The 15,806-nt window shown below is 73.6% G+C and carries 13 protein-coding genes; 8 read left to right on the top strand and 5 right to left on the bottom strand.

All coding sequences use genetic code 11. From position 1 onward, the window contains the following. Nucleotides 1–239 precede the first annotated feature (239 nt). From lanL to EKH77_RS00415, 6 genes are all read left to right on the top strand, one after another. Nucleotides 240–2,939 (top strand): class IV lanthionine synthetase LanL, encoded by a 2,700-nt coding sequence (lanL, locus tag EKH77_RS00435; protein ID WP_240667145.1) that lies wholly within the window; start codon nucleotides 240–242, stop codon nucleotides 2,937–2,939. A 5-nt stretch (nucleotides 2,940–2,944) separates the two neighbouring features. Further along, nucleotides 2,945–3,076 carry a hypothetical protein gene (locus EKH77_RS34240; protein WP_268248359.1) on the top strand — a complete coding sequence of 44 codons (132 nt, stop codon included), beginning with the start codon at nucleotides 2,945–2,947 and terminating at the stop codon, nucleotides 3,074–3,076. An 88-nt stretch (nucleotides 3,077–3,164) separates the two neighbouring features. Continuing rightward, complete coding sequence (locus EKH77_RS00430; protein ID WP_126912453.1) at nucleotides 3,165–4,259, top strand: lanthionine synthetase LanC family protein; 1,095 nt, start codon at nucleotides 3,165–3,167, stop codon at nucleotides 4,257–4,259. 150 nt (nucleotides 4,260–4,409) lie between these two features. Then, nucleotides 4,410–5,729 (top strand): diacylglycerol/lipid kinase family protein, encoded by a 1,320-nt coding sequence (locus tag EKH77_RS00425; protein WP_126912452.1) that lies wholly within the window; start codon nucleotides 4,410–4,412, stop codon nucleotides 5,727–5,729. A 137-nt stretch (nucleotides 5,730–5,866) separates the two neighbouring features. Further along, a complete protein-coding gene (locus EKH77_RS00420; RefSeq protein ID WP_126912451.1) occupies nucleotides 5,867–8,590 on the top strand; it encodes an NACHT domain-containing protein in 2,724 nt (907 codons plus the stop codon). Between the two features lie 66 nt (nucleotides 8,591–8,656). After that, nucleotides 8,657–9,319, top strand: coding sequence for an HAD-IA family hydrolase (locus EKH77_RS00415; RefSeq protein ID WP_126912450.1), 663 nt, complete (start codon nucleotides 8,657–8,659; stop codon nucleotides 9,317–9,319). A gap of 21 nt (nucleotides 9,320–9,340) precedes the next feature. On the opposite strand, the gene EKH77_RS00410 is transcribed toward EKH77_RS00415, so the two are convergent. The 5 genes from EKH77_RS00410 to EKH77_RS00390 all read right to left on the bottom strand — a co-directional run bounded on the left by EKH77_RS00410 (nucleotide 9,341) and on the right by EKH77_RS00390 (nucleotide 13,661). Continuing rightward, nucleotides 9,341–10,177 (bottom strand): DUF4097 family beta strand repeat-containing protein, encoded by an 837-nt coding sequence (locus tag EKH77_RS00410; RefSeq protein WP_126912449.1) that lies wholly within the window; start codon nucleotides 10,175–10,177, stop codon nucleotides 9,341–9,343. Nucleotides 10,178–10,243: 66 nt separating this feature from the next. Continuing rightward, nucleotides 10,244–10,807: a hypothetical protein gene (locus EKH77_RS00405; protein WP_126912448.1), complete on the bottom strand. Its 564-nt coding sequence runs from the start codon at nucleotides 10,805–10,807 to the stop codon at nucleotides 10,244–10,246. Between the two features lie 54 nt (nucleotides 10,808–10,861). After that, nucleotides 10,862–11,299 (bottom strand): MarR family winged helix-turn-helix transcriptional regulator, encoded by a 438-nt coding sequence (locus tag EKH77_RS00400; RefSeq protein ID WP_126912447.1) that lies wholly within the window; start codon nucleotides 11,297–11,299, stop codon nucleotides 10,862–10,864. Beyond that, the gene (locus EKH77_RS00395; protein ID WP_206279783.1) at nucleotides 11,296–12,720 is read right to left on the bottom strand and encodes a DHA2 family efflux MFS transporter permease subunit; all 1,425 of its coding nucleotides are present in this window, start codon (nucleotides 12,718–12,720) and stop codon (nucleotides 11,296–11,298) included. Before EKH77_RS00395 ends, EKH77_RS00400 begins: the two co-directional genes overlap by 4 nt. 173 nt (nucleotides 12,721–12,893) lie before the next feature. Next, nucleotides 12,894–13,661, bottom strand: coding sequence for an SDR family NAD(P)-dependent oxidoreductase (locus EKH77_RS00390; RefSeq protein WP_126912446.1), 768 nt, complete (start codon nucleotides 13,659–13,661; stop codon nucleotides 12,894–12,896). 277 nt (nucleotides 13,662–13,938) lie between these two features. Between EKH77_RS00390 and EKH77_RS00385 the strand changes: the two genes are divergently transcribed. After that, nucleotides 13,939–14,790, top strand: a complete 852-nt coding sequence (locus EKH77_RS00385) for a chitosanase (protein WP_126912445.1) — start codon at nucleotides 13,939–13,941, stop codon at nucleotides 14,788–14,790. A 43-nt stretch (nucleotides 14,791–14,833) separates the two neighbouring features. Beyond that, nucleotides 14,834–15,805, top strand: coding sequence for a GNAT family N-acetyltransferase (locus tag EKH77_RS00380; protein WP_126912444.1), 972 nt, complete (start codon nucleotides 14,834–14,836; stop codon nucleotides 15,803–15,805). Nucleotide 15,806: the final 1 nt, after the last annotated feature.

Here is a 15,806-nt window from a genome sequence, read left to right as displayed (position 1 = left end):
GTGGTTTATAGATATCAATTGTTTGGCCGATTTGTTAGACGTTGTTGAAGCGGTCACTCTTCGTGCCGGACAGCGTGGCCTTCCGGTGCGGGACGGGCGAGGGGGCGCTCGTCGAGAGTCCGATCATGCCATTGGTGCGATACGGGTGGCTTCGCCGGTCATGACCGCCCCCCGCGGAACCCTCCGCGCCCACCGACCGGACCGTTGCCCGGGGCCGGGGCCCATGCCATTCTGACGGCGTGACGGTGGGCCCCCGGGCGAGCTACCAGTCGATCGCCACGCGGATCCTCGGGGCCGAGCGCTCCGCGTGGAGCATGAGGAACGGCGAGACGTGGTGCGCGCTCGCGCCACCGGGGTACCGCCCTCGGCGACAGGGGTGGAAGCTCCATGTGTCGGCGACCGTCGCCTCGGCCCACCAGGTGCTGGAGCACGCGGCTCGCGTCCTCGTGGCGCACGGCTGCGCGTTCAAGTTCGCGGTATCGCCGCGCGTCACCGCCGACCTCACCTCGGTACGGGCCCCGAGGCCGCACTCCGGCAAGTTCCTCACCGCCTACCCCGCCGACGACGAGCAGCTGCGCACCCTCGCCGAGGAGCTGCACCGAGCCACCCTCGGACTCGCCGGCCCCGTGATCCTCTCGGACCGGCGGTACCGCCCCGGCAGCCTGGTCCACTACCGCTACGGCTGCTTCTCCCCGCCGCGCGAGCTCGACGACGAGGGTTTCTACCGCGGGCGGCTCCAGGCACCCGACGGAACCTACGTCACCGACGAACGCAACCCCTGGTTCTCCCCGCCCGCCTGGGCCCGCCCGCCCTTCGACGACGTCCCCGAACGCCCCCGCTCCCGGGGCGGCCCCGTCCTCCTCGCCGACCGCTACCTCGTCCACGAGGCGATCCGCCACTCCAACCGCGGCGGCGTCTACCGCGCCCGGGACCGCCACACCGGCCGGGACGTCCTCCTGAAGGAGGCCCGGCCGCACGTCGGAGCCCAGCCCGGCGGGACCGACGCCCGGGACCGGCTGCGGCACGAGGCCGAGGTGCTGTCCCTGCTGGCCCCGCACGGTGTCGCGCCCGCCCCGCACGGCGTCTTCGAGGCCGGGGGACACGTCTTCCTCGCCGAGGACCTGATCGACGGCGAGAACCTCCAGCAGTGGTCGGCCGACAGGGCCTCGCGCCATGGCGGCCGGCTACCGGTCGCGGACGCCCGGCGGCTCGCGCGCGACCTCACCCGCCTGATCGGCGTGGTGCACGCGGCCGGATTCGTACTCCGCGACCTCAAACCGACCAACGTCCTCGTGCGGCCCGACGGCACGCCCGTCCTCGTCGACCTGGAAGGGGCCGTGCGCACCGGGGACACGGCCCCCGTACTGGGCACGCAGGGCTTCACCGCGCCCGAATACCTCTCCCGGACGGAGGCCGGTCCCGCACCGGGCCCCGAAGCCGACTGCTACAGCCTGGGCGTCACCCTGCTGCACGCCACCGCCGGCATCAACCCCGTCCTCGCCCCGGACACACCGCCCGCGCGCCCGCCCGGCGAACGCCTCGCGACGCTCGTGGCGGCCGCCGCCCCGGACTGCCCCGCCCTCCGCGCCCTGGCGCCACTCGTCCTCGGCCTCATCGCCGACCCACCGGCCCGCCGGCCACTGGAGGCGGCGGCCACCTTCCTACGAGCCGAACCGGCCACCCCGCCGCCCACCCCGTCGCCCGCCCTCACCGGCCCCGACCTCGACCGCCTGCTCGGCGACGGCCTCGCCCACATCGCCGCGACCGTCGACCCCGACCCGACCGCCGAGCACCTGTGGCCCAGGCCCGCCTCCCTGCCCGAGGGCGACCCCTGCAACCTCCAGCAAGGAGCGGCGGGCGTCCTCGCCGTACTCGACAGAGCCGTCCGCACGGGTGAGGCCCCCGCCCTCGCCCCCCTGCTCCGCACGGCCACCCACTGGATCGACGCACGACTCGCCCTGCCCGGCCGGACCCTGCCCGGGCTCTACTTCGGCCGCTCCGGCACCGTCTGGGCGCTGCACGACGCGGCACGCACCCTCGACGACCCCGGCCTCGCGGCCCGCGCCCGGCAGTACGCCCTCGACATCCCCCTGGACCGTGCCGACCCGGACGTCTGCCACGGCCTCTCCGGCGCCGGGCTCGCCCAGCTGCGCCTGTGGCGCACCACGGGCGACGAGCGCTTCGCCGAACGGGCGTCCGCCTGCGCGGACAGCGTGATCCGCCTCACCGCCGAGGCCGACCGGGCCGGCGGGGGAGTGGACTGGCCGCTCGGCCCGCCGCACCGCCGCGAACTCGCGGGCTCCGGTTCGTACGGCTTCGGCCACGGTGTCGCGGGCCACGCCGCGTTCCTGCTCGCCGCAGGCAGTGAGCTCGACCGCCCGGAACTCGCCGACATCGCGATCGGCGGCGGACACGCGCTGTGCGCGCTCGCCGAGCGCCGGGGCGACATCGCCGTCTGGCCCAAGGGACCGGGCCGCACCGAGCGGATGGGCCTCGACTTCTGGTGCAACGGCGCCTCCGGCATCGGCACCACCCTCATCCGGCTGTGGCAGGCCACCGGCGAGCCGCGCTTCCGCGAGCACGCCGAACTGGCGGCGCGCGCCGCCCACCGGGACCGCTGGCGGCTCGGCACCGGCACCTGCCACGGCGTGGCGGGCAACGCCCAGCTGCTCCTCGACCTGGCCGACGCCACCGGCGACGACACCTACCGGACCCGGGCCGCCGAGGCCGCCTACTGCCTCCACGCACGGGCCGCCCGGCGCGACGGCCGGCTGGTCGTCCCCGACGACACCCTCCGCGACTTCTGCGTGAGCTACCACGTCGGCCTGGCCGGAGCCCTGGACCTCCTGCTGCGCCTCAAACACGGCGGCGGCCGGCCCTGGACGGCCGACCGGACCGACCACACGTCACCCGCCCCGGACCGACCCGAGAGGAGGTGATACCCATGGAGGACATGGTCCTGGAGCTCCAGGAACTGCCGGAGACCGACGAGCAGGCACTGGAACCCGCGATGTGCTGCGACACCGACCACACGAGCGGCCAGTGCACCGAAATCGGGCCGCGCTGCAAGGGCTGACGCCCGCCCGACCGTTCTGTGCGGCGGCCACCCACCGGCGGCGGAGGCCGCACAGAACTCCCGGACGACCAGGCAGAGGAGAGGGCACATGACCGGCGCGCCCGGTCGGCCATGGCGCCCCCTGCTGTCCCCGGCCACGGCCGCCACCACGCTCGCCCGTGTCCTGTCCGCCGCCCGCCCGCACCGCGTGCCCCGCCGCGTACGACCCCACCTCGCCGCCGGCGCCGCCGGCCTGGCCCTCGCCTACCACCAGCTGGACCGCTGCCTGCCCGGCCGGGGCTGGAAGACGCTCGCCGAGGACTACCTGGCCGCGGTGGCACGGGAGTACGAGCGGACCGGCGCCTCGGCCGGCCTCTTCGGAGGCGCGGCCGGCCTGGCCCTCGCCGCGCGGGTGCTCGGACACGACCTGCCGACCGCGCACACCCACGTCGTCACCGAAGCGTCCCGACGGGCCAAGGAGCTCGGCGACGACCCTCCGGAGCGCGCCCTCGACCTCGTCTCCGGGCTGACCGGAGCGGGCGCCCACCTCCTCGGCCGGCACCACGAGCCCGCCTCACTGGCCGCCCTGCGCGACGTCCTCACCGCCCTCACCACCGCCGCAAGCCGCCGGCCCCCACCCGACTGCGGCGTCGCCCACGGAGTGTCCGGACCGCTCGCCCTGCTGGCACTGGCCCTCGGCGAGGGCGTCACCGTACCCGGCCAGCGCGAAGCCGTCGCCGGGTACACCGCGCTGCTCACCGAACGGCGCGCCGACGATCCGTGGGGCCCCAACTGGACCGGCCCGGCCACGGGCACGCCCGTACGCGCCTCGTGGTGCCGGGGGAGCCCCGGCATCGCCCGCGCCCTCTGGCTGGCGGGGACGGCACTCGGCGACACGGCCCCGCGCGAGCTCGCGGTACGGGCGCTCAAGGCCGTCCACCGGCGCCCCGCCGCGGCACGCCGTATCGACGTCGACCCTGGCCTGTGCCACGGCCTGGCCGGCCTGCTCCACATCACCGCGCGCTTCGCCCACGACACCGGCGACCCCGAACTCACCACGGCAGTCGAAGGGCTGGCGACCGCGCGCTTCCCACGGGCCGACGACCCCGGCTTCCTCGACGGGGCGGCCGGTGTGGCCCTCGCCCTGCTGGCGGCGGCCACGGACACCGAGCCCACGTGGGACCGCGCCCTGCTGCTCGCGTAGCGCATTCCGCTCCCGTACGCCCCCGTCGGCGGGCTCCCGCTCCCCGTGGTGGTTGGCGTGGCGAGGGCCGACGTCGTCCAATGGCGACAGGGCCCCACACCCTGGACGACACCGACAGTGGTACCGACACCGACGTGGACGGGAGAGACGATGGACGGTGCTCCGGACCCCCACGAGACCATCAGGCGGCGCCGCTTCGCGCGCCTGGCGATCGCGGCCGCCGGCACGGGCATCCTGCTGCTCGTCATCGCGGGACCGAGAAGCCTCCTGCTGCTCGGCGTCGGGGCCGCCGCGCTCCTCGCCTTCGTCATGGGCCTGTGGTGGACCGCCGCCCGGCGCGGCCCGGTAAGGATCCTGGCCGCCGGGCTGGCCGTCGCCGCCCCCGTCGCCGCGATCGTCCTCTACACCGCCGCCGGACTGCTGTGGCTCGTCCTGTTGTGCCTCGTGCTGTGGGCCGGCGCGGCCTCCGCCGGCTGGACCGCGCTGGGCGCCGGCAGTCCCTCGACCACGGCCCGGGAACACCCCGCCGCACCGCCTTCGCGCCCGTACCTCATCATGAACCCGCGATCGGGCGGCGGAAAGGTCGAGGAGTTCGGGCTGCGGGAGAAAGCGGAGGCCCTGGGCGCACGAGTCGTGCTGCTCGACCCGGACGGCGGCCAGGACGTCGCCGCTCTCGCCCGCCGGGCCGCCGCCGACGGCGCGGACCTCCTCGGCGTGGCCGGCGGCGACGGCACCCAGGCACTCGTGGCCGATGTCGCGGCGGCGCACGGCCTGCCGTTCATGGTCCTCCCGGCCGGAACCCGCAACCACTTCGCCCTCGACCTCGGCCTCGACCGCGACGACCCCGTCGCGTGCCTGAACGCCCTCACCGACGGCGTCGAACTGCGCGTGGACCTCGGCCGCGTCGGCGACCGCGCCTTCGTCAACAACGCCTCGTTCGGCGCCTACGCGACCATCGTCCGCAGCCGCGCCTACCGCGACGACAAGATCCGTACCATTCTCCGGCTGCTGCCGGACGCCCTGTCCCGGCACACCGGCCCACACCTGCGCGTCCACGCCGGGGGCGACACGATCGACGCCCCGCAGGCCGTGCTCGTGAGCAACAACCCCTACCGCGTCGGCGACAGCGCGGGCCTCGGACGGCGCGACCGGCTCGACGGCGGAGTCCTGGGCCTGCTGGGCGTCAAGGTCGACACCGCCGCGCAGGCCGCCGACCTGCTCCTCGCCCCCGACTCGCCGGGCCTCACGCTCCTCACCACCCACGAGGCGGTCATCGAGGCCGACACGCCCGAAGTGAGCGTCGGCGTCGACGGGGAGGCCCTCGCCCTCCCGGCCCCCGTACGCTGCGCGATCGAACCCGGCGCGCTGCGCGTACGCGTGCCGCGCCGACGCCCGGGCGTGCCCCGGGCCAAGCCCCGCCTGGACTGGCGGCGGCTGTACGCCATGGCCACGACGACAGGACGACCCTGAACAGGCCATTCCGCCCTATCGAGCTGTTGACCTATTCAACCCTTCGTCCGAACAGGAGAGTTGTAGAGTGACCGCATTCGCCCGGCCCCCTCCCCTCAGGCCAACGCCGGGCACCGCATTGACTCGAGGTGGCAGCCATGGCCGACGGCCAGCCGGGCGGCGACGTGAACAACATCTTCCAGGGCACCGCCGACATCGTCATCCAGTTCCGCGACAACTTCGGCGAGATCCACGTCCACGCGCCGCCGTCCGCCACACCGTCGGAGAAGTCGGCGCACGCCCTCGCCGAGGCCGTCTACCGGCAGTGGCGGGAGGAGGCCAAGGCCTGGGACGTGGGCGGGGACCGGGCGGCGATGGCGGTCCGCTGGGCTCCCCGAAGGCGCCGGGCCGACCACGCCGCGCACACCGGCGGGGACGTACGAGGCCGGGCCGACCAACTCACGGACCTGCTCACCGGGTTCCTCGCGCTGCCGAAGCGCCGTCTCGCCCTCCTCGGAGCCGCGGGTTCCGGCAAGACCACGCTCGCCGTCCTGCTCACCATGGAGCTGCTGAGACGGCGGCTGGCGGGACGAGTCGGCGACGCGAGCACCGAGAGCCTCCCCGTGCCGGTCCTCCTCTCGCTGACCTCCTGGGACCCGGACCGCGAGGAGTTCGGCGCGTGGTTCACCCGCCGGCTGGCCGAGGACCACCCCGGACTGCCCCGGATCGGCGGCCGGCACCCCGCCCGCGAGCTGTGGAGCACCAGCGGGTCCGTGCTGCTGCCCGTGCTCGACGGCCTCGACGAGATGCCCGGCGCCCGCCGCTCGGCGGCCGTGAAGGCACTGAACCGCGCCCTGTACGACAGACCCCTGATCATCACCTCCCGCACCGCCGAGTTCGACGCCCTCTCCCCGGAGACCGTGCTCGGGCACACGGCCGTCATCGAGGCGCGCCCCGTCACGGCCACCGCCGCCGTCGCCTACCTCAACAGCGCCGCCCCCAACGCGTCCCCGCGCTGGGAGCCGGTGTTCGCGGAGGTGCGCGAGCGGCCCGACGGGCCACTGGCCGGGGCGCTGTCGACGCCCCTCATGCTGTCCCTGGCCCGGACGGTCTACGCACGCCCCTGGTCGGAGCCCGTCGAACTGACCGACCGGGTCCGCTTCCCCTCCCGGCGGTCCGTGGAGGACCACCTGCTGGACCAGTTCGTCCCGTCGGTGTTCACGGGGGAGATCCCCTCCGACGACCGCCTGGACCCGCCGCGCCGATGGTCCCCCTCCCACGCGCGACGCTATCTCGGCGCCCTCGCCCGCCACTTGCAGGCCCAGGAGACCACCGAACTCGCCTGGTGGCGCCTGCACCGCACCCCCGCCGCCCGCCTCGCCGCCTTCCCCGCCCTCGTGCTCCTCGGGGTGGTGCTGTCCGCCCTGGCCACCGGCCTCGGACGGCGCGTCCGCGAGGCGTCGGGCGGCGGCACGGGGCCATGGGGGGCCCTGACGTCGATGCAGCTCTCGACGGCGCTGTTCGCGGGCGTGGTGACCGGCATGGCGACACAAATGCTCGTACGGACCTGGTACACCGATCACCGCTTCGGCGAGCCGAGACGGACGGTGAGCCTGCGGCGGCCCGTGGCGGCGGCGCGTTCCGCCTGGCGGCACACGACACGGCTCCGGGCCCTGTCCGCCGCCCTGCTCGCCGTCCCCATCGCGGCCGGCTTCGAAGCACCGGTGCTCCACACCGCCACACCGGGCCTGTACTGGCTGGGCGCCGGCTGCGTCGCGGCGGCGTTCGCCGTCGCCGTGCTCTTCACCGCGCCCTCCGACGCCGACGAGAACGCGACCACCCCACGCGCCCTGCTGCGGGCCGAACACGCAGCCGTCACCCGGGCCCTGTTCGTCATCGGCCCGCTGTTCGGCGTCGCGTCCGGCGTGCTCCACTACGGGCCGGACGACATGTCCATGGCCTACGCGGCCGGGCTGGTGACATGGCTCGGCGCGGCCGGAATGCTGATCCTGATCAGCCCGTGGAGTCGCTGGGCGCTCGCCCGGACCACCCTGGCACTGACCGGCCAGGCCCCCTGGGCGCTGATGCGCTTCCTCCAGGACGCCCACCGCCAGGGCGTCCTGCGCCAGGTCGCGGGAACCTACCAGTTCCGGAACGCCTGGCTCCAGGAGCGGCTCGCGATCAGCACCTCCACCGGCCTCCGGAACCGTTCCACCTCCCTGTACGACGAGCGGCTCCTGGCGGAGGACGGCATCACCGCCACATCCGACGGCGGCTGGGCCTTCCGGCTCAACGTCCGCAGGGGCACCCTCGCCCCCATCAAGGCGGCTCTGCCACCGGCGGCCCTGTTCACCCTGAGCGTCGCGCTGCGCAACGGCGCGAGCGAGCCCGCCCGGCTCTGCGCCCCCGCAGCCCTGTTCCTCGGCATCGGCGGCATCCTCTCCGGACTGTCCTGGCTCCTGCCCCGCCGCGTCGCCGACCTGCGGATATCACCCCACCGGATCTCCTGCCTCACACCCCCGAAGCGAGAAGTCCGCTTCGACTGGACCCACGTCGCGGAAGTCACCGTCCGCAGATCCCGCGGCAGAAACGCGGAGACCGGCACGTACGGCATCCACGTCCGCCTCCACCCCGACGCGCCGCACGGCCTCCGCAGCCCGAAGGACAAGGGCGCCTGGCGCCTCGTCTGCGACATCGGACGCCGGCCCGTCCTGCCCCCGGCGGTCGAGGAGGCCCTGCGGGACTGCGCGGCGGAACGCTGGGTACCGCCCGCCTTCCCGTCCGTCCCCGGCGACGGCCCCCGCCCACGCGCGACGAACGCCGACGACACGAGGAACGACTTCACCCAATGGGAAAAGGAATTCGGCCCGTCCGGCAGCTGAATCCTCTTCACCGGCCCCTGACTGACGCGTCCTGCGCGCCGGAACGGCACCGGTACGCTCCGGATCATGCGATTTCCGATTGACGCCCTTTTATTCGACAGCGATGACACGGTCGTCTCCACGCGCTCGGTGGCCCGCAGTGTATGGAGGCAATGGGCGGAGTCCCACGGCATGAACCTTGAGGAGGTGATGGCACGGGTCCCGGTGCACGGGCGTCCTGCCAAGGCGATCATCGCGGACCTGCTGCCCGCCGACCAGGTGGCCGAGGCGGTCCGGCGCCTGGAGGACGCCGAGGTGGCCCACGCCCGAGCCGGCAACGTCACCGCGGTCCCCGGAGCGCCCGAGCTCACGGCCTCGCTGCCCGCGCACCGCTGGGCCGTGGTGACCTCCGGCGCCCGCCGCGTGGCCCGGGCCCGGCTCGGGCACCTGGGCATGCTGCCCGAGGTGCTCGTCACCTCCGACGACACCACCCGCCACAAGCCCCACCCGGAACCCTTCCTCCTGGCAGCCGCGCGCCTGGGCGTCGACCCGTCCCGCTGCGCCGTCGTCGAGGACGCGCCGGCCGGGCTGGCCGCGGGGCGCGCGGCAGGCATGACGACCATCGCCCTGACCACCACGCACACGGCGGAAGAGCTCGAAGCGGATGTGATCGTCGAGGACCTCACCGCCCTCTCCGCCCATGTCACGCACGACGGCCGGCTCGAGGTCGAGATCGCCGTACGAGTCTGAGTGCGAAGGGCCGACGGGTGGTCAGGGGCGGCGGATGGTGATGTCGCCCATGGCGGTGCGGGCGCGGACCTCGACCGTCTCCGCGGCCCCTTCGGGACTGTCGGAGGGGGTGAGGTCGTTGCGCACCGCGCCGAGGTTGGTCTTGACGTCGAGCCAGGCGGCGGTGGACTCGCGGACGCCGACCTCCAGGTCCCCGGCGGAGGTCGCCAGGGTGACCCGGCCGCTGACCACCTCGTCGATCCGGATGGCGCCGTTGGCCGAGCGCGCGTCGACCGACGTGTGCGCGACGCCGATGCTGATGCGTCCGTTGGAGGCGTGGGCCTTCACATGGCCGACGGCCTCGTCGATCGTCGTCCCGCCGTTGACGTTCTTCACCGTCGCGGCGCCGCCGAGCCGGCCGGCCTCGACGCGCCCGGCCCCGATGATCTCGGCGTCCCCCGTGGCACGGCCGAGGTGGATGTCCCCGTGGGAGGTCTTGAGGACGACGGTGGCCGCCTCCTCGACGCGGATGTCGCCCGCCGAGGTCTTCAGCCGGCAGTCGCCGAGCGGCCCCTCGCAGAGGAAGTCGCCCAGGGGAGAGGCGGCCTGCAGCTGTGAGCCCGAGGGAAGCTCGATGCTCACCTCCAGCGAGCCGGGCCGGCCGAAGGGCGAGCGCTTCCGGGGACCTTTGACCGAGAGCTTACCGTTGGCGTAGGTCACGTCGGTCTGCTGCGCGGCGCGTACGTCGGTGTCGCTGGCACTGTTGGCCGGCCGGATCTCCACGACGGTGTCCGTCCGCTCGCTCGCGCTGACCCGAGTGGTGCCGACCTCGAACTCGACGGTCACGGCGATCGGTTCGGGAGTGTCGAAAACAGGCATGGCTGTGCCGTCCTCATGGCTGTGGTGGATGAGGGAAGAACGGGGAACGACCGGGGCGCGGCGTGGTCAGCGCACCCAGCCGGTGAAGCCCTGCGAGTTCCCGTGGCGCGTCCGCCCGGCGGGGCGGGCATGGCCGCCGGCCGGCTCGAGGGCCGCGGCGACGGCCCGTACCAGCCAGGCGTTGACCGACAGGCCCTCCCGGCCGGCGGCGTCCTCGACCCGGGCCTTGAGGGGCGCGGGAAGGCGGAAGTTGATACGGGCGGTGCCGCCTTCGTCGCCCTCGGCGGACATCGTGGCCGCGGCGGGCGCCGGGGGCAGCGGGGCGGGGCCATGGCCGCCGCCCATGTCGCCGCCGCGCGCGAGGCCGTCCTCGAAGGCCTCCGGAACGGGCGGCGGTGTCACGACGAACTCGGGGTCGAGCCCGCGCAGCCGTACGTCGACCGAACCGGGCGCGAGGTCACGGGTGACCTCGTCCATGGCGGCGGAGAGCGCGTTCAGCAGCGTGAGCCGGGCCGCGGACTCGAGAGGCGCGGTGAGCCGCTCGGCCAGGGCCCGGGTTTCCTCACCACCCGCTTCCGCGGCGACCGCGAGCTGGCGATGAAGATCGTCGACATAGGGCGTCAAGTCCATGACGTCATTATGGCGCCAGGATGGCGCCATGCGCAAAGCCCCCCCGTCGGGCGATCAGCGCCGCTGATCGGCCGTCAGCTTCGCCACCCGCCCGGCGATCCGTTCCAGCGCCGCCAGGTCCTCGTCCGGCAGGGCCAGCAGGGCCGCGGGCGGCTTGCCGATGATGGCGTCGGCCCGTTCCGCGGCGGCGCGCCCTTCCGGCGTCAGGGAGACGATCTTGGAGCGCCGGTCCGAGGGGTTCTCCGAGCGCTCGACCAGCCCCTGCCGTGCCAGGTCGTCCACGACGAGCGTCGTGTACGGCCGGTCCGTCAGCAGCTCCTCCGCCAGCTCCCGCAGCGTCATGGGGCGTTTGGCGATCCGGCGCAGCGCCTTGATGCGGATGAAGCTCATGCCGAGCGCCTCGACGACCTCCTTGCGGCGCTCGTTGCCGCCGAGGACGATCTCCCGGAGGTTGTCCCAGGCCCGTCGTGCTGTCTCGTCCTGCGTGCTCATGGGGTCGTCACCGAGGTCCTGGTCCGGTCGGGGCTGTTGCGGTCGAGGCCGGTCGCGGCGCGCTCGGCGGTCCGAGCGGCCCAGCGGCCGGTGGTGATCGTACCGAGGGTGAGGACGGCCAGTCCGCACCCCGTGACGATCCACCAGCCGGTGACCCCGGTACCGGCGGCGGCCGTGGCGCCGATGACCGCGACACCGAGCGACGTGCCGACCTGCCGGCTGGTGGACGCCAGCGCGGCGGCCACCCCGGCCCGCGAGTGCGGGAGGCCGGAGACCGCGGTGTTGGTGATGGGCGCGTTCACCAGCCCGAACCCGATCCCGAAGAGCACATAGGCGGTGAACAGCAGCGGGTCCGACGACTCCGCCTCGAACGCCGCGAAGAGCACGCCGCTGGCGGTGAGCGTCACCCCGGCCAGGACGAGCGGCAGCCGGGGTCCGCGCGCCCCCACCAGCCGTCCGGACAGCGGCGCGAAGACCAGGCACATGGCGGCCATGGGCAGCATGTGCACACCCGCGTCCAGAGCGGACAGACCGCGCCGTTCCTGGAGGTGCAGCATGTTGAGGAACAGGAAGCCGGACAGCGCCGCGAAGGCGCAGACCGCCGTGGCGGTGGCTCCCGCCAGCGGCGCGCTGCGGAAGAGGCGGGGTTCGATGAGGGGCTCGAAGCGCCGGTTCTCATGGACGATCAGCGCGGCGAGGGCGGCTACGGAGAGGGTGAAGCACCCGACGATCTCCGGGGAGCCCCAGCCCGCCGCACGGCCCTCGATGATCCCGTAGGTCAGCGAGGCGAGCAGCACGATCATCAGCAGCTGCCCGGCCGGGTCGAAGCGGCGCGGCCGCGGGGCCCGGGACTCCGGTACGTAGCGCAGGGTCATCACCAGCGCCGCCAGCCCGACGGGCACGTTGATCCAGAAGATCGAGCGCCAGCCGACCGACTCCACCAGGGTGCCGCCGATGATGGGCCCGGCCGCCATGCTGATGCCCACGACCCCGCCCCAGACCCCGATGGCCCGGGCCCGTTCCGCGGGGCGGGTGAAGGCGTTGGTGATGATCGACATCGCGACGGGGTTGAGCATGGAGCCGCCGACGGCCTGAACGGCCCGGAAGGCGATCAGCCAGCCGAGGCCGGGCGCGAGACTGCACAGTGCCGATCCGGCGGTGAACAGCGCCAGACCGGTGACGAAGACGCGCCGCCGGCCGAACCGGTCGGCCGTCGAGCCCGCGAGCATGAACAGCGAGGCCAGGACGACGACGTAGGCGTCGATGGTCCACTGGAGCCCCGAGACCGAGGCACCCAGATCCTTCCGCAGGGAGGGCAGGGCCACATTGAGGATCGTGTTGTCCAGGCTGACCAGCAACAGGGCCGAGCAGCAGATGCCGAGGACGAGCCAACGGCGGCTGGAGGGCAACTCCGAGGTCACACCGACCTCCCGGGTCAGGTTAGTTTAATAAGTCCAATCATTTAAAGAGTACAACCAATGCGGGGTCCGGCGCACTGGTTTTCCGCCGGGGCTCACTGAAGCAAGAACGCCGTCGAGGGGCGCGCCCTTCCGGGCGCGCCCCTCGACGGCGCTTTCCGGGACGGCCCCGGCGGTCAGGGCTCCTGCGCCGTGGGCCGCACCATGATCTCGTTGACGGCGGCGTGCGGCGGCTGGGTCACCATGAAGACGACGGCCCGGGCGATGTCGTCGGCCCGCAGCCACGCCTCCCGGGGCATGCCGGGCGCGACCGGTTCCCAGCCGTCCCCGGCCGTCATCTCCGTGGTGGTCAGGCCGGGCTCCACCAGGCCCACCCTGACGGCCCGGCCGGTCAACTCCTGGCGCAGCGCCTCGCTGAAGACACCGACCGCGTGTTTGGTCGCCGAGTAGACGCTGTTGTTCTTGCGGACGATACGGCCGGCCACCGAGCTGATGGTGACGAGATCGGCGACCCCGCGCCGCCCGTCCATGGCCGCGCCCACCAGGTGGGGCAGGGCCGCCCGCGAGACGTTCAGGACGGCGGTGAAGTTGAGGTCCACCATCCGCTGCCACTCCTCCGGATCGCCCGCCTCGACCGCGCCCCGGGCCACGTAACCGGCGCTGTTGACGACCACATCCAGCCGGCCCAGGTGCCGCACCCCGTCCTCGACGACACCGCGTGCCCGCGCACCCTCGCTCAGGTCGGCGGGGAGCACGGCGCACGTGCCTCCCTCGCGGCGAATCGCGGCGGCCACCCGCTCCAGCCGCTCGGCGCGCCGGGCCACGAGGGCGACTCCCGCGCCCTCCCGGGCCAGGGCGAGAGCGATGGCCGCCCCGATCCCGCTCGACGCGCCGGTCACCAGCGCGGCGCACCCCGACAGCGGCGCGCCGGACGTGTCACTCACCCTGCCTCCTCACACATGACTCACCTATGGCTCACCTATGACTCACCAATGGCGATGGCCGATGAGTAACGGGTACCCCGTGCCCGCGCGGGGATAGCACGCATCCGCATCCCACCCCCGCATCCCCACCCCGTCCGCGCCGGGCGCCGGGCGTTCAGCCAAGCGGGTCGGAAAGTCCGGGGCCCGGCCCGGACGCTTGTGGCCACTGCCGCCCCACGGTTATCCAAGGACCACCACAGCCCCCTCCGGCCCTTGAGCCCCGCCCCGGGAGAAGCCCATGCGTGACCGGCCAGCCCGAAGACCCCCTCGGATCGCTCGAAGAAATCTTCGGATCGCCTGCGCCGGCCTGGCGGTCGCCCTCACCGTGGGCGCCGCACGGACTCCCGAACCCGGCCTCGACTGCCCGCCCGCCAAGGAAGTGGCGATGGAACTGGTCGCCAGCGCCGAGAACTCCACCCTGGACTGGAGGAGCCAGTACCAGTACATCGAGGACATCGGCGACGGACAGGGCTACACCGGCGGCATCATCGGCTTCTGCTCGGGCACCGGGGACATGCTCGAGGTCGTCACCCTCTACACCCGGAACAAGCCCGCCAACCCGCTCGCCGCGTTCCTCCCCGCCCTGCGCAAGGTCAACGGCACCTCCTCCCACGCCGGGCTCGGCGACCCGTTCGTCAAGGCATGGAAGACGGCCGCCACCGACAAGGCGTTCCAGGCCGCACAGGAGGAGGAACGCGACCACATCTACTTCGACCCCTCGGTGCGCCGGGCCAAGGCGGACGGACTGCGCACACTCGGCCAGTTCATCTACTTCGACGCCACCGTCATGCACGGCGGTGGTGACGACCGCAACGGCTTCGGCTCCATCCGCAAGAACGCCATGGCCAAGGCGAAGCCGCCGGCCCTGGGCGGGGACGAGACGGCCTACCTCAACGCCTTCCTCGACGCCCGCAAGGCCGCCATCAAACGCGCCACGGTCCACGGCGACACCAGCCGCGTCGACACCGAGCAGCGCGTCTTCCTCAACGAGCGGAACTTCACTCTCCAACCGCCGCTGCGCTGGAAGACCTACGGCGACCCCTATGAGATTCAGAGCTGGCCGAGTCCGGAAAACCGCCACGCCACGTGAAAACCCTTCGACGCGCGCTTTATCCCTATATACGTTTTCCCCTATGAATGTCACCCTCAAGCCGCTCGGCGCCGCCGACGCCCGTGACCTCACGCGGCTGCGGCGAGAGATCGAGCAGGTCGACATGACCGGCACGCACGAGGACGAGGCGGACGTCCTGCATGAGCTCACCGACCCCAAGCTGAACCTGGCCCGCAACACCACAGGCGTCTGGCAGGACGGGCGGCTGGTGGCGTACGCGATGGTGTACGAGCCCGAGAACGTACGGGACATCGCCCGCTTCGGCACCGCGGCCGCCGTCCACCCCGCCCGCCGCCGCCGAGGCATCGGCGAGCACCTCACCGGCTGGATGCGCACCCGGGCCCGGGACATCTGGGCCGAGTACCACCAGGGCGCCGGCGTGCCGGGAGAGCTGCTGATCGACGGGGTGGCCACGAACGAGGGGCTCGCCGCCCTGGCTGAGCGCACCGGGTTCAAGCCCTGCCGCTACTGGTTCAGCATGGGACACGAGCTGCGCGCGCGTGACCTGCCCACGCCGGGCACACCCGACGGGCTGCGCCTGGTGCCCTTCCACCAGGCCCTGGACGAGGCCACCCGGGACGCGCACAACGACGCCTTCCGCGACCACTGGAGCTTCACCGAGACGGACCGCACCGACTGGGAGACCTGGTTCACGGGCGACCGTTCCTTCCGCTCCGGGCTCTCCGCCCTCCTGCTCGACGCCGACGACCGCGTGGCCGCCTACCTCCTCGCCGACGAGTACGTCGCCGACGGAGCGGCCACCGGGCTTCGCGCCTGCGCGATCGGCCACCTGGGCACCCGGCCGGCCCACCGGGGCCGGGGCGCGGCACGCGCCCTGCTGGCGTACACGCTGGCCCAGGCCGCACGCCAGGGTTACGACCGGGCGGAACTGGTCGTCGACGCCGCCAACCCCACGGGAGCGCTGGGGCTCTACCGGCGGACGGGTTTCGTGACGGAACGGGAGTTCATCACGTACGCTCAACCGCTGGACTGAG

Origin of the sequence: Streptomyces luteoverticillatus (assembly GCF_003970715.1) — a bacterium.
Lineage (GTDB): Bacteria > Actinomycetota > Actinomycetes > Streptomycetales > Streptomycetaceae > Streptomyces > Streptomyces abikoensis.
The sequence above is the reverse complement of the archived record's forward strand: the minus strand, read 5'-3'. Positions and strand labels throughout refer to the sequence as shown.

Excerpts from the sequence above, each read along its gene's own strand:
- EKH77_RS34240 (WP_268248359.1), top strand. The coding sequence starts at position 2,945 with ATGGAGGACATGGTCCTGGAGCTCCAGGAACTGCCGGAGACCGACGAG.
- EKH77_RS00430 (WP_126912453.1), top strand. The coding sequence starts at position 3,165 with ATGACCGGCGCGCCCGGTCGGCCATGGCGCCCCCTGCTGTCCCCGGCC.
- EKH77_RS00425 (WP_126912452.1), top strand. The coding sequence starts at position 4,410 with ATGGACGGTGCTCCGGACCCCCACGAGACCATCAGGCGGCGCCGCTTC.
- EKH77_RS00420 (WP_126912451.1), top strand. The coding sequence starts at position 5,867 with ATGGCCGACGGCCAGCCGGGCGGCGACGTGAACAACATCTTCCAGGGC.
- EKH77_RS00415 (WP_126912450.1), top strand. The coding sequence starts at position 8,657 with ATGCGATTTCCGATTGACGCCCTTTTATTCGACAGCGATGACACGGTC.
- EKH77_RS00410 (WP_126912449.1), bottom strand. The coding sequence starts at position 10,177 with ATGCCTGTTTTCGACACTCCCGAACCGATCGCCGTGACCGTCGAGTTC.
- EKH77_RS00405 (WP_126912448.1), bottom strand. The coding sequence starts at position 10,807 with ATGGACTTGACGCCCTATGTCGACGATCTTCATCGCCAGCTCGCGGTC.
- EKH77_RS00400 (WP_126912447.1), bottom strand. The coding sequence starts at position 11,299 with ATGAGCACGCAGGACGAGACAGCACGACGGGCCTGGGACAACCTCCGG.
- EKH77_RS00385 (WP_126912445.1), top strand. The coding sequence starts at position 13,939 with ATGCGTGACCGGCCAGCCCGAAGACCCCCTCGGATCGCTCGAAGAAAT.
- EKH77_RS00380 (WP_126912444.1), top strand. The coding sequence starts at position 14,834 with ATGAATGTCACCCTCAAGCCGCTCGGCGCCGCCGACGCCCGTGACCTC.